This window comes from Tannerella forsythia, assembly GCF_003860135.1.
GTDB lineage: Bacteria > Bacteroidota > Bacteroidia > Bacteroidales > Tannerellaceae > Tannerella > Tannerella forsythia_A.
The window spans coordinates 1-12,340 of the sequence record NZ_RQYN01000064.1 but is presented as its reverse complement, the minus strand read 5'-3'; the positions used below and the strand labels follow the sequence as shown (position 1 = coordinate 12,340).

The 12,340-nt window shown below is 51.3% G+C and carries 11 protein-coding genes and 1 pseudogene; 4 read left to right on the top strand and 8 right to left on the bottom strand.

Translation table 11 applies throughout. From position 1 onward, the window contains the following. The 4 genes and pseudogenes from EII41_RS12175 to EII41_RS12160 form a co-directional block, all read left to right on the top strand. Positions 1 to 160: pseudogene (locus EII41_RS12175) on the top strand (IS1595 family transposase); the annotation flags it as partial. Positions 161 to 189: 29 nt separating this feature from the next. Next, positions 190 to 1,077, top strand: coding sequence for a DUF1266 domain-containing protein (locus EII41_RS12170; protein ID WP_124790810.1), 888 nt, complete (start codon positions 190 to 192; stop codon positions 1,075 to 1,077). A gap of 93 nt (positions 1,078 to 1,170) precedes the next feature. After that, entirely contained in the window at positions 1,171 to 1,932 is a 762-nt protein-coding gene (trmB, locus tag EII41_RS12165) for a tRNA (guanosine(46)-N7)-methyltransferase TrmB (protein WP_124790809.1), read from the top strand. A gap of 11 nt (positions 1,933 to 1,943) precedes the next feature. Beyond that, on the top strand, positions 1,944 to 3,050 hold the full coding sequence (locus EII41_RS12160) for an Mrp/NBP35 family ATP-binding protein (RefSeq protein WP_124790808.1): 1,107 nt from the start codon (positions 1,944 to 1,946) through the stop codon (positions 3,048 to 3,050). 570 nt (positions 3,051 to 3,620) lie between these two features. On the opposite strand, the gene EII41_RS12155 is transcribed toward EII41_RS12160, so the two are convergent. From EII41_RS12155 to EII41_RS12120, 8 genes are all read right to left on the bottom strand, one after another. After that, positions 3,621 to 4,745 (bottom strand): glycosyltransferase family 1 protein, encoded by a 1,125-nt coding sequence (locus tag EII41_RS12155; RefSeq protein WP_124790807.1) that lies wholly within the window; start codon positions 4,743 to 4,745, stop codon positions 3,621 to 3,623. Beyond that, complete coding sequence (locus EII41_RS12150) at positions 4,738 to 5,976, bottom strand: glycosyltransferase (RefSeq protein WP_124790806.1); 1,239 nt, start codon at positions 5,974 to 5,976, stop codon at positions 4,738 to 4,740. The genes EII41_RS12155 and EII41_RS12150 overlap by 8 nt, the downstream gene beginning before the upstream one ends. Further along, positions 5,973 to 7,070, bottom strand: coding sequence for a non-hydrolyzing UDP-N-acetylglucosamine 2-epimerase (gene wecB, locus EII41_RS12145; RefSeq protein ID WP_124790805.1), 1,098 nt, complete (start codon positions 7,068 to 7,070; stop codon positions 5,973 to 5,975). Before wecB ends, EII41_RS12150 begins: the two co-directional genes overlap by 4 nt. A gap of 16 nt (positions 7,071 to 7,086) precedes the next feature. Then, the gene (locus tag EII41_RS12140; protein WP_260425580.1) at positions 7,087 to 8,394 is read right to left on the bottom strand and encodes a polysaccharide deacetylase family protein; all 1,308 of its coding nucleotides are present in this window, start codon (positions 8,392 to 8,394) and stop codon (positions 7,087 to 7,089) included. Next, complete coding sequence (locus tag EII41_RS12135; RefSeq protein WP_124790804.1) at positions 8,376 to 9,329, bottom strand: GNAT family N-acetyltransferase; 954 nt, start codon at positions 9,327 to 9,329, stop codon at positions 8,376 to 8,378. The genes EII41_RS12140 and EII41_RS12135 overlap by 19 nt, the downstream gene beginning before the upstream one ends. Position 9,330: 1 nt before the next feature. Further along, positions 9,331 to 10,347: a recombinase RecA gene (gene recA / locus EII41_RS12130; protein WP_124752412.1), complete on the bottom strand. Its 1,017-nt coding sequence runs from the start codon at positions 10,345 to 10,347 to the stop codon at positions 9,331 to 9,333. Between the two features lie 33 nt (positions 10,348 to 10,380). Then, positions 10,381 to 10,836, bottom strand: a complete 456-nt coding sequence (gene bcp / locus EII41_RS12125) for a thioredoxin-dependent thiol peroxidase (RefSeq protein WP_124790803.1) — start codon at positions 10,834 to 10,836, stop codon at positions 10,381 to 10,383. A gap of 72 nt (positions 10,837 to 10,908) precedes the next feature. Further along, on the bottom strand, positions 10,909 to 12,102 hold the full coding sequence (locus EII41_RS12120; protein WP_124790802.1) for a saccharopine dehydrogenase family protein: 1,194 nt from the start codon (positions 12,100 to 12,102) through the stop codon (positions 10,909 to 10,911). Between the last annotated feature and the right edge of the window lie 238 nt (positions 12,103 to 12,340).

The following is a 12,340-nucleotide window of genomic DNA, read 5'->3' as shown; positions in this document are numbered from 1 at the left end:
GATAAACACATTTCATGACATCAAACCTGAATTCCTGCAAAACTATCTCGATGAATTCTGTTACAAGTTTAATCGCAGATACTGGGGAGAAGCTCTCTTTGGAAGATTGCTCGTAGCTTGCGTAACCTATAGAAATGAGTTTAGGTATAAATACGGATAATCATCAATTAATTTTAAAAACATTGTCAAATGAAAACTTTTTTCTTTTTTATTCATGCGGTTGCTCAGAGCAATGCTATTCAGTTTGGAGCTAATGAAACTCTCTCCTTAGAGCAGCAAACATCTCCAGATTACACAACGCATGTCTTGATTCTGATCGGAATTATTTTCGTAGGTTATTTTATCGTGACTAAACGGCGTATGTTTAAGGCTATTTTCCGTGCCGCCACAGGAAAATTCAATGTGACCTCCAACAACCCTCTGAGCATTGATAAACAACGCTCTATATTACTCGGAGCTGTATACTCGTCACAACAGCATGCACGTCTCGATACCCTTAAACTTCATATCGAAAACGATCGATGCAATATAATCCTCGAACAATGGTGGGGAATTCAAAATACGGATGACGCATTGGAAACGCTCGACCGCCTGCGGGACGTGGGGCATCGTTATTTCTTCCTTCCCGTAGTCGAAGCAATGAAACAAACCAGTGATCAGGCAAAAGAAGACATACTTCTTGCTCATTTCAAAACATCCGAAGAAATGGAACGTGCCGTTCTTTTTTTGAATAATTTACAAGAGGCCCTGGAAGCGATGAAAAAAGAAGGGACCATCACGGATATGGAGGATTTGGCACGAATCGGTGTGGCAGGTTGGGATGTGGCTCGACTGTCATTCATTACCCGTGCTTGTTACGATGCCGGATATATTGATGAGGAAACGGCATGGAGTTATTTACAAGCAGCCGATCAACTCGCTCATGCAACACTCGGATCCTGGAAGGCTTTAGGTGATAGTTATGTCGTAGGTCGATACTTTTGGGGCGGTGTAGACGAAGCCAGTGCTCTGATTCACCTATATGCAAAAGAACTTTCCGAAAAACCTCAAAGTCCTTGGAAACGGATTCCGTTCTAAACTGTATAGCCGACGTGTTTGGGGAGGATTGTCTATCAAAAGGCTTATTCCCCTCCCAAACTCTTCCAATATTTTTCCGTATCTTTGTGCCTCATGGGAAAAAACAAATTACAAAAGTTTGCGGAGATGGAAGCGTTACCGAACGTCTTCCAATACCCGTATGCAGTGTTGCAGGCCCAGGGAGGTTGTCCGCTGAAAGGCCGTTGGCATGCGGAAGTATTTAAAAACGAGCGCCCCATCGTTCTCGAACTTGGATGCGGACGCGGCGAGTACACGGTTGGACTGGGACGCCTTTTCCCCGATAAAAACTTTATCGGAATCGATATCAAAGGTGCACGTATGTGGGCCGGCGCCAAGGAAGCTTTCGGAGCTGAAATGAAGAATGTCGCCTTTTTGCGTACCGAGATCGAACGGATCAGTCATTTCTTCATCCCCGGCGAGGTCGCTGAATTATGGCTCACCTTCCCCGACCCACAGATGAAAAAAGTAAACAAACGACTGACAAGCACGCGTTTCATGCGTATGTACAGTGAAATACTTCGTACGGACGGTCTCATTCATCTCAAGACAGACAGTCATTTTATGTTCACTTACACGGCTGAGATGATAAAGTCTAATGGCCTACCTGTTAAGGCATGCACGGATGACCTCTATCATTCGGGAGCTGCCGACGATATCTTGTCCATCCAAACATATTACGAACAACAGTGGCTCGAACGCGGTTTAAATATCAAATACCTCCGCTTCGTCTGCCAGCCGCGCGAAACGTGGATCGAACCCGACATAGACATTGAACCCGATGCCTACCGCAGCTACAACAGAAGCAGGCGAGCAGGCTCACAAACGTATAAATAAAACAATTTATTATGACACTTTATCCGAAATTAATTCTGGAAGCGCTCGAAAAGGTGCGCTACCCGGGTACCAGCAAGAATTTGGTTGAAGCCGGAATGGTCGAAGACAACATACGCATCGAAGGCTCCAAGGTATCGTTTACACTCATCTTTGAGAAACCGAACGATCCGTTTATCCAATCCGTTGTAAAAGCGGCCGAAACATCGATTCTCACCTACATCTCTCCCGAGATCGACATCAAAGGAAATATCTCGGTTAAAGCCCTGCAGGAAAAACGTCCGGAGCCGGAAAAGTTGCTTCCCGATGTAAAGAATATCATCGCCGTAGCTTCCGGAAAAGGCGGAGTAGGCAAAAGCACCGTCTCGGCCAATCTCGCCGTAGCGCTGGCCGCCGAAGGATATAGCGTCGGACTGCTGGATGCCGATATTTTCGGACCATCACAGCCTAAGATGTTTAACATAGAAGACGCTCGTCCGACACTCGAAAAAATAGGAGGCCGCGATCTAATACGCCCGGCCGAGAACTACGGTGTAAAAGTACTTTCCATCGGTTTTTTCGTCGACCGTAACGATGCCGTACTGTGGCGTGGCGCGATGGCTTGCAATGCACTCAAACAACTGATTGCCGAGGCCAACTGGGGGGCGCTCGATTATCTGCTGATCGACCTCCCGCCGGGCACGAGCGATATTCACCTGACACTCGTGCAGACACTCGCCATCACGGGCGCCGTCGTTGTGAGTACGCCTCAGCAGGTCGCTTTGGCCGACGCACGCAAAGGGATCAGCATGTTTCTGGGAGAGAAAGTGAACGTCCCCGTATTAGGTCTTATTGAAAATATGGCATGGTTCACTCCCGCCGAGCTGCCGGAAAACCGATACTACATATTCGGAAAAGAAGGATGTAAACAGCTTGCTGAAGAGTTGAACGTACCCCTACTCGGACAGATTCCGCTCGTGCAAAGCATCTGCGAAAGCGGAGATTCCGGCGCACCGGCGGCCTTGAACCCCGACACGATCACGGGTGCCGCATTCCGGCAACTGGCCGCCAACGTCGTGGAACGGATCGAATATCGGCATAAACACCTTGCGCCAACCCGGCGGGTCATCATCCAATCGTAAAATAAACCGTAGGGATAGGAACATAAAAAGAGGGCTGCGTCAACATCTTTTTTGCAACGCAGCTTCTTTTTTCGAGTGAGAGATTATAGATTTAGATTAATATTGTTGTCGTACGTTTGTTAATAATTCAATAATTAATAACTTTGATATAAGTATGGACAAAGACCGATTAATGGTTGGTTCAATAAACCGGGTTTAATGTTAAGTCCCCATGCTTTTACATCTGAAATCTGGATAGTTCGTCCGGTAAAACTCAATATAAAAATCCGGGAAAACGCATTCGGGGGAGTGGAGGTATTGATATACTCGATTTCATACCCTCATTCGATCGAATCGTCCCCTTCTTGCTGCGGGTTTTACCCCCATACAGAGGGGGGTATTGCATTATATGAAGGGATGAAACCCGTCTCATTCCCCCTTAAAGCTCTCCTCGGAGAGGGGCCGGATTATTCCGGCTGCTTAAAAAAACGTTACTAATGATTGGTTGAATGATTCAGCCATAAGTCATTTTCAGCTCATAAAAACAAGCGTTTTTATCGTGATTACTGTATCCAAATGTCTTTCGGGCATTCACCAAATCATTCGGACGAGTCGTTCGGCTTGGTAATGGTTGGAGTAGGTGGGGAACAGCCATTGTTCGCGTCGTTCGATTTCGGAGGCGGTGAAAGGCTGCTTCATCAGCTGTCGGCAGGTGGCGATCATCTGCTCCGGTGTCTCGGCGATGTGGCACAACTCATCCAACCCGCTGCCGGCGAGCATCGGCGGATTGACGACCACGTGGCGTCCGGCAAAGAGGCTGTTCAGCAGTTTCAGTTTCAGTCCGGTATCTTGAAACGTCACCAGCAGATGGATGTGTGCTTCGCTGATGATCCGGTCGATCCGTTCCGCGCTCGGGTTGGCTTCGACCGAGATATTCGGATAGCGTGCCGCTTCGTTCAGCAGCGTTTTCGAAGGGTCCATGCCGGCAATGACGCAGCGGAACGGCGAGAGCTTGCCGAACACGTTACGGATCAGGTAAAGCGCCGCCGTCTCATTCTCCTTGACCGACAATTTTGCATGATAGAGGAGCATGTCAGACTGTCCTTCTTGCGAGGTGACGGTGTTGTTGGCGTGGAAGCACGGCATAAATTCGACGTGGTTCTTCGGGAACGTCTTCCGCAGATACGTACAGTCTTTCGTCGATACGGCCAGCATGATTTGGGCGTCCTCGACCTTTCGTTCGAATCGCCGGAATCGTTCGGCCTCGATATGGTAAAACAGCTTCTTCAACGGATGACGCTCCGCCTGCCCGATGGCATGGTAATAATCGTGCTCGATGTTGCATCCGCGGAAGATCTTGATACGATCCGCCAGCGCGGGATCGGTCAAGTAGTAACACGTGTGTAGTCCTTCGAACAGAATGGGGAAGTCGTCTTTCCGCAGATTCCGGAGCAAACGCTCGTCCTTACGGCTGTACACGTTGTACGGCAGCAACGAGATATTCGTCTGCCATCCCGTCCGCCGACGGTAATAATGCACCTCCTCGCAGATCGCTTCCAGCTCAGCTGCGCGCGGCCGCTCATATTCGAAGCAATGCAGGATAATGTGGACTCCGCACTCGTGCAGAGCTTTGATCTTGTAATAAATATCGATGACCCCGCCGTAGTTGGTCGGCCACGGGATATTGAGCGCGACGACGTGTAACGTATTATGCATGATGCGGTGCGATTTGTTCGAAAATACGGATGAATTGGAGCGTCTGCGTCTCGCGCGAGAACGATTGCACTTCTTCGCGGTTCACGTCGATCGAGGTGGCCTTGTCCGTCTGCCATTGGAGGTAATATCGCCGGATAAACGCGTACACTTCTTCTTCGCTGTGTGCCGACAGGCCTGACTTCGTTCGGCTGATGACCTCTTCGAGGCATCCCTCGTCGCCCCGCACGCAAAGTATCGGTTTCTCGACGGCCAGCGCTTCGAAGAATTTCGTAGTCATGATACCTTTGGGGCCGTTCGCGTCCGCCTTGTTCGTCAGCAGCAGCAACATCGAACTTTCGTTGAGGATGGCGGGGATACGCGCGGCCGGCACATAACCGGGATAATCCATATAGTCGGCGATCGGATACGTTTTCACTTCTTGCTCAAGCAGCCGCCTCGACTGCGGGTCGATGAACCAGCGGATGCGGAATGTCTCCGGAGTGATGACGCCTTCGCCCGAAAGCCGCGCGACGGCCTTGAAAAGCAGCTCCGGATTGCGCATCGAAGAACTGAGCAGGCGTCCGGTATAGGTGATGCGAAATACCGGGGTGCGGATAGTGACCGGCACAAACAGCTCCGGATCGAATCCGTTATAGATCAGTTGCGTGTTCAGGTTCAGACGTTGCAGCACGGAGACGTGCCAGGGGGAGACGGTGGTCACGCAGTCGGCCTGACGCAACGCCTTGTTCCGCTGCCGGATGCTGTGGCTGCGGAACAGCCGCGCGATAAGCTGCTCCATGCCGAACAGTTGGGGGAGCGAATGGGCGATGTACTCGTTGCCCGTGTATTGCTCAATGATGTCGCGCAGATCGACCACGAACGGCAGGCGATGCCTCCGGGCGATTTTTCGCGCGGCCGGCAGCGGGAAGTTCCGGTAGGTGCTGCAAAGCAACGCGTCGTAACGTTGTTGTCGGAGCTTTTTCTCCGCCTCCTGCGCCATACGCCGGTTCTTGTACCCGAAAAACACTTCGAGCAGCAGGACTTTCAGCCATTCCCCGCGACTTCCGGAATGGTAGTAGCGAATGAACGAGACGTCGGTATCGCCTTTCAGAAAAGCGAAAGTCTCGTCGGGAAGATACTCCGACAGCACGGTCGGATGCCATCCGTTTTGTTTCAGATACTTGCACAGGTAGCCCATGCGTGGCCCGAAAGCCGGCGGAAACTGATCGCAAAGTATCAGCACACGCTTCATGAGCAGAGTGTCTGGATGATTTTCTCGGCAGCGTGTCCGTCGCCGTATTCTTCAATCTCCTTGCGTTCGGACTCGATATGCAGGCTCTGGATGATTTTACCGGTTTTGTAGCCGGACAGCCGGTTCCATCCGGCCTCGATCGTCTCCGTCCATTCCGTTTCTTCGCGCAGCGTGATGCACGGCGTGCGATGGAAATAGGCCTCTTTCTGTACGCCGCCCGAATCGGTCAGAATCGTTGCTGCCTCTTTTTCAAGCATGACCATATCGATGTAATCGACCGGATCGATGATTTTGACTGCGGGGTGAGCCGCGAGCGTTTCGCGAAGACGATACGTGTCGAGATACAGTTCGGTGCGGGGATGCAACGGCCAGATAACAGGCCGGTCGGGCGTCGCTATCTCGTTCAGGGCGTGAACGATCTGCGTTAGTCGATCCTTGTCGTCCGTATTCTCGGCGCGATGTACCGTGCAGAGGTAGAACGAACGACGGCTCAGCCCCAACGTCGACATGATCGTCGACTGCTCTTCGGCCACCTTGCCGAAGGTCAGAGCGGCATCGTACATCACGTCGCCGGAATGAAATACATTGCGGGTGATGCCTTCGTCGCGAAGGTTACGGATGGCGGCGTATGTGGGGCAGAACAGGTGGCTGGCGATATGGTCGGTCAGCACGCGGTTCGTTTCTTCGGGCATCTTCCGGTTGAAGCTGCGCAGACCGGCCTCCACATGCGCGACCGGGATATGCAGTTGTGTCGCTGCCAGCGCGCCGGAGAGGGTAGAGTTGGTATCGCCGTAGACGAGTACGCGGTCGGGCATGCTTTCGAGCAAAGCCTTTTCGATCTCGACAAGCATCTGCGCCGTCATCTTCGCATGACTGCCGATGCCTCCGCAGTGCAGCTTCCACGTGGGCTGCGGTATTCCCAGCCGGTTGAAGAAGATTTCGCTCATGTTCCGGTCGTAGTGCTGCCCCGTATGCAGGATCTTCTCTTCGATACGTTCGCCTTCCGAATGGCGGTTATGTTCGATAATCGCCCGGCTAATCATGGCCGCTTTGATAAATTGCGGACGTGCTCCGATAATGGTTACTATTTTCATATCCGTTCGATAATTGTTACATGGTGAGCCAATATAAGATTTTGCTGTATAGATTTTTCAAGTATCCGCAACGCAACGTCGCGGAGGTATTGTGCCAGAGAAGCGTGAGTTCTCCGTTCGTTTTTCTGGTCGTGTCGGCCAGGTGCATGCAGTAGCGAAGCGCCTGTCCTTCGTCCAGATTCATGTATTTCGGTTCGCTCAGCGTGCTGTCCATGACCGTAAGCGGATGGAGGGTGAGCGAGGGGGAGAGGCGCCGGGTAGCCGGGTTGATGTATCGTACGGCGCGACTTGTACCGAGCCGGAAGCCGGCGATGTCGGCATATCCCATGGTGTAATCGTCCGTCAGGCCGGCCGCTTCGATCGCTTCCATATCCTCCGGTTCGCGTGAGGTCAGGAAGTGATGGCGGTTTTGTGTGATCGCGCAGCCTGACGCCTTCTCAAGAGTCAGCCTCTCCGAGAGAATAAGTCCCGGTTGTCGACCGGCCTCGTAGCTGGTGTGCAGCCCGATGATGGCTTCCTGTTCGCGACATAGCTTGAGCAACTGCCGTATGTCTTTGTCATTGAGGTCGTAGTGCGGCTTGTCTCTGGCATCGCTTCCTCCCGCTCGGAAAAACACGATGGATTGACAGATCTCCTCGCCAAAGATTTTTCGCATATTCTCCCCTTGTTTCAGCATCCATGGGAAGGTGTAAAGAGGATCGTCTTCGAGTTGGCCGTATTTCCATCGCAAAGCGTGGTATAGGTTTCCTTTCAGCGTTTCCCGTGCCACATGCTTCCACGTGCGACAGCGGAACGGAGCATCCACGTCGTGCGTGAGATGGATCCGGCAGAACGCTTCGGGTGGATCGGGTGCGTCGCATCCGGCTTGTCGCAACCACTGCCGCAGCAGACTGCCGTACTCGTCGATCACGGCCCGGGCGATAAACTTGCCGCGGGTGGGTAACGATTCCTTTCCGGGGAATCGTCCGTGCTCGTCGCGACAGTCTTTCCGCATCCATTCTTCGTAACGGCTTATCAGGAAGAAGGCGCTCGCGATGAAATCAGCACGGGTAACGAGAGTGTCTCCCTCACGTGTGACGTCGGGCACTCCGAACAGCAGCGGGATGTTTTCAATCGTTGGGAGAGGCAGACGGGGCAGGGTAGAAGGCGTTCCGTAAACCTCTTCGTTGAAGAATCCCGACGGAACGATTACGAGCTTATACTTTGCATAGTCGCGAGGATCGGAGGTGTAGCCGACAAGCCGGTACACGTCCTCCGTCAGGTGATCGCCTAACAGGAACCGGACGATGTATGATTCGATATCCGTCATCTCGTTTGCGCCCATTTGATTTTGATCCTGTCTATCCAACTCCGTTTTCCGCGAGATATTGTGAAGTAGGGGGTCTGGATGGCGCCAAATTCTCTGAAAAACCGTTCTACGCCCGGGATCATAGACCCTTCGAAATCGAACGTGTCCGTATGATGCGCGGCATGCTGAATGGCTTCCCAAAGAACTAAACTGTGCGCGCCCGAATGACGGAGCAGCGGGTCGCCTCCTCCCGCAATGTAGTATGCGGAGCTTCTCTGCCATACGATAAAGGCGGCGGCATGGAGCTGTCCGTCGTTGTCATATCCTCCGAAAATCTCGCCTTGCCCGCGCTGGCGACAAACGTCAATCAGTCTTTTCAGTACATTCGGGTCTTGCCGGTTCACCGTGCCCTGACGCTCGAATGTTTTTTGCTGAATCGCAAGAAACGCTTCCGTCGGAATGCCCGTCTTTACCGTGATGCCGTGATGCTCTTTCGCCTTGATGAGGTTACGGCGGATGTTCTGACTCATCCGGCACAGGAGCCGGTCGGTCTCGCCGATGTTTTTCAGCAGGTAGGTGTAACGTGTCGTTTGTGTGTAGCCTTCCCAGTAGAACGGTAGCCAGTCCGTGATTTCATAACTGAAATTCTGGAGAAAGAAACGATAGGCTTTCAGTGGTTCCGTCAGTTGCGAAGCCAGCGTCTGACGGTATCCCAGTGCGGTAGTGTATTTGGTGTCGTGAGAGAGCGGGGCGAACCACGGCCCCATGGCCTGCGTGTAGCAGGGCATCGAGACCACACCGCCGGTTGGAATATATAGCGGCATGGTGGCGACAACGCGCCCTTTCTCTTCGATGACCAAAACGTCCCATTGCTTTTCGCCACATACCGCATCCAACCACCAGTCGCGCGAGAAAACCGGGAGGCTTTCTTCTGTCCGGCATAATGTACGATAAGTTTCTTTGCGGGACATGTTACCCTTTCAGCTTCTCAAATATCTGCTGTTCGAGTTCGTCTGCCAGTTCGGGATTGTCGATGATGCACTGCTTGGCGGCGTCGCGTCCCTGAGCCAGCTTCGTATCGCCGTAGCTGAACCATGAGCCGCTTTTCTTGACAATGTTCAGCGTGCTTCCCAAGTCGATGATCTCGCCGGCGCGCGAAATGCCTTCGCCGAACATGATGTCGAACTCAGCTTTCCGGAATGGCGGCGCCACTTTGTTTTTCACCACCTTCACGCGCACCTGGGTACCTTTCACGTCGTCTCCGTCCTTGAGGGTACTGATACGACGGATGTCGATGCGTACCGAAGCATAGAATTTCAGTGCGTTACCTCCGGTTGTCGTTTCGGGGTTCCCGAACATCACGCCGATCTTTTCACGCAACTGGTTGATGAAGATACATGACGTTTTTGTTTTGCTGATGGCGGCCGTCAGTTTACGCAGAGCCTGCGACATGAGACGGGCTTGCAGTCCCATTTTGCTGTCGCCCATTTCGCCTTCGATTTCGGCTTTCGGCGTCAAGGCGGCAACCGAGTCGATCACAATGATGTCGACGGCGGCCGAGCGGATCAGTTGTTCCGCGATCTCAAGAGCTTGCTCACCGCTGTCAGGCTGCGAAACAAGCAGGTTGTCGATGTCGACACCGAGTTTTTGCGCGTAGAACCGGTCGAATGCATGCTCCGCATCGATGAAAGCCGCAATGCCACCCATCTTCTGTGCCTCGGCAATCGCATGAATGGCGAGCGTCGTCTTACCCGACGATTCCGGTCCGTAGATCTCGACTACACGTCCGCGCGGATAACCTCCCACCCCAAGAGCCGCGTTCAGCCCGATCGAGCCGGTAGGAATCACTTCGATATTTTCGATGTGATCGTCTCCCAGCGTCATGATCGCTCCTTTGCCATAGCTCTTCTCGATCTTTTCCATCGCCGCCTGCAAGGCTTTCAGTTTGTCTGTGTTGACGGCTGTCTCTTCTTTCTTTTCTTTTGCCATAACGGTTTATTTCTTGCTGTTTTACAGTGTTAGTTACTTTTCGTTTAGGATTTGCTGCGCATGGTTTTTCGTGTCGACTTTCTCGATAACTCTTTCGACCACTCCGTTTTCATCGATCAGAAACGTGTAACGCAAGGTGCCCATATAGGTGCGTCCATACATTTTCTTTTCTGCCCAAACACCGAATTGCTGTTGCAAGGTCGTGTCCGTATCGGCAATCAATCGAAACGGTAAGTTTTGCTTTTCGATAAATGCCTGATGTGATTTGGCACTGTCTTTGCTTACCCCGATGATTTCGTAGCCGGCTTTTTTCAGTGCTTCATATCCATCGCGTAAGCTGCATGCCTCGGCTGTGCAGCCGCTCGTGTTATCTTTCGGATAGAAATACAATGCTATTTTACGTCCCTTGTAATCGCTTACTTTCACTTCTTTTCCGTTCTGATCCAGTCCCAAAAGGTCAGGCACTTTATCTCCTATTTGTATAGCCATATCTTAATTTACGTGATTTTTAAACTTATGCGATCAATATATGTTCGCTTTTACGTCGTTATATACCGGATATTACAACTCCAGATCGCCATCGAATACTTCATGCCAGGGCAATCCCTGCTCGTTCAGCTCTTTCATGAATGGATCAGGATCGAATTCCTCGACATTCCACACGCCCGGTCTCTTCCACAGCCCTTTGAAGAACATCTTCGAACCGATCATCGCCGGTACGCCCGTGGTGTAGCTTACGCCCTGCGCACCTGTTTCCTTGTACGCCTGCTCGTGGCTACAATTATTATAAATGTAATAGGTGCGTTCCTTGCCGTCTTTGATTCCGCGGATGCGACAACCGATCGACGTCTCGCCCGTATAGTTCTCTCCCAGCTCGCCGGGATCGGGCAATACGGCTTTCAGGAACTGAATCGGTACGATTGCTACCCCGTTGTACAATACCGGCTTGATGCTCGTCATGCCGATGTTTTGCATCACGCGCAGGTGAGTCAGGTATTCTTGTCCGAACGTCATCCAGAAACGGGCGCGTTTGAGGGTCGGGAAATTCTTCGTCAAGCTCTCCAACTCTTCGTGATACATCAGGTACGATTCGCGCGGACCGATGTTCGGGTAGTGAATGGGCTGATGTACCGACAGCGGATCGGTTTCGTGCCATGCTCCGTTCTCGAAATATTTACCTCTCTGGGTAATCTCGCGGATGTTAATCTCCGGATTGAAGTTAGTGGCGAAAGCCTTGTGATGATCGCCGGCGTTGCAGTCTACGATGTCGAGGTAATGCAACTCGTCGAAATGATGTTTGGCGGCATAGGCGGTAAATACTCCGGTTACGCCCGGATCGAACCCACATCCGAGAATGGCTGTCAGACCGGCTTTTTCGAAGCGGTCTTTATACGCCCATTGCCAGCTGTATTCATATTTTGCCTCATCAAGCGGTTCGTAGTTGGCCGTATCCAGATAGCTGACACCATATTTCAGGCAGGCATCCATGATGTGCAAATCCTGATACGGTAGAGCCAAATTAACGATTAATTCCGGTTTGAAATCCTCGAACAGACGAACCAGCTCGTCTACCTTATCAGCATCTACCTGTGCCGTAAGCACATTCATATTTTTAATATCCGACGCGATCTTGTCGCACTTGCTTTTTGTACGGCTCGCAAGCATAATATCCGTAAACACGTCAGCGTTCATCGCCATTTTCTTAACTGCCACGGTACTTACCCCGCCGGCACCGATAACCAAAGTTCTGCCCATAGTTTATTTTATGTATATGAAATAAAAGAATATTGTCTCAACGACAAATATACGGCTTTTTTCGTTGATAGGGATATTCCATCGTTTTTTTTAGCGAAAGAGAATTCAAATCACAAGGAAAGATAATTTAATTGACAATAATTAACAAACTATATTAATACGTAAATAAAATGAGGACAAAAATTCGACCATAACTTAGAGCCTGTTTAAATTTTATTCAAAAGCCTCCTAATGGATG

Bases quoted from the DNA above. Each gene is read 5' to 3' on its own strand.
- EII41_RS12170 (WP_124790810.1), top strand. From the start codon at position 190: ATGAAAACTTTTTTCTTTTTTATTCATGCGGTTGCTCAGAGCAATGCT.
- trmB (WP_124790809.1), top strand. From the start codon at position 1,171: ATGGGAAAAAACAAATTACAAAAGTTTGCGGAGATGGAAGCGTTACCG.
- EII41_RS12160 (WP_124790808.1), top strand. From the start codon at position 1,944: ATGACACTTTATCCGAAATTAATTCTGGAAGCGCTCGAAAAGGTGCGC.
- EII41_RS12155 (WP_124790807.1), bottom strand. From the start codon at position 4,745: ATGCATAATACGTTACACGTCGTCGCGCTCAATATCCCGTGGCCGACC.
- EII41_RS12150 (WP_124790806.1), bottom strand. From the start codon at position 5,976: ATGAAGCGTGTGCTGATACTTTGCGATCAGTTTCCGCCGGCTTTCGGG.
- wecB (WP_124790805.1), bottom strand. From the start codon at position 7,070: ATGAAAATAGTAACCATTATCGGAGCACGTCCGCAATTTATCAAAGCG.
- EII41_RS12140 (WP_260425580.1), bottom strand. From the start codon at position 8,394: ATGGGCGCAAACGAGATGACGGATATCGAATCATACATCGTCCGGTTC.
- EII41_RS12135 (WP_124790804.1), bottom strand. From the start codon at position 9,329: ATGTCCCGCAAAGAAACTTATCGTACATTATGCCGGACAGAAGAAAGC.
- recA (WP_124752412.1), bottom strand. From the start codon at position 10,347: ATGGCAAAAGAAAAGAAAGAAGAGACAGCCGTCAACACAGACAAACTG.
- bcp (WP_124790803.1), bottom strand. From the start codon at position 10,836: ATGGCTATACAAATAGGAGATAAAGTGCCTGACCTTTTGGGACTGGAT.
- EII41_RS12120 (WP_124790802.1), bottom strand. From the start codon at position 12,102: ATGGGCAGAACTTTGGTTATCGGTGCCGGCGGGGTAAGTACCGTGGCA.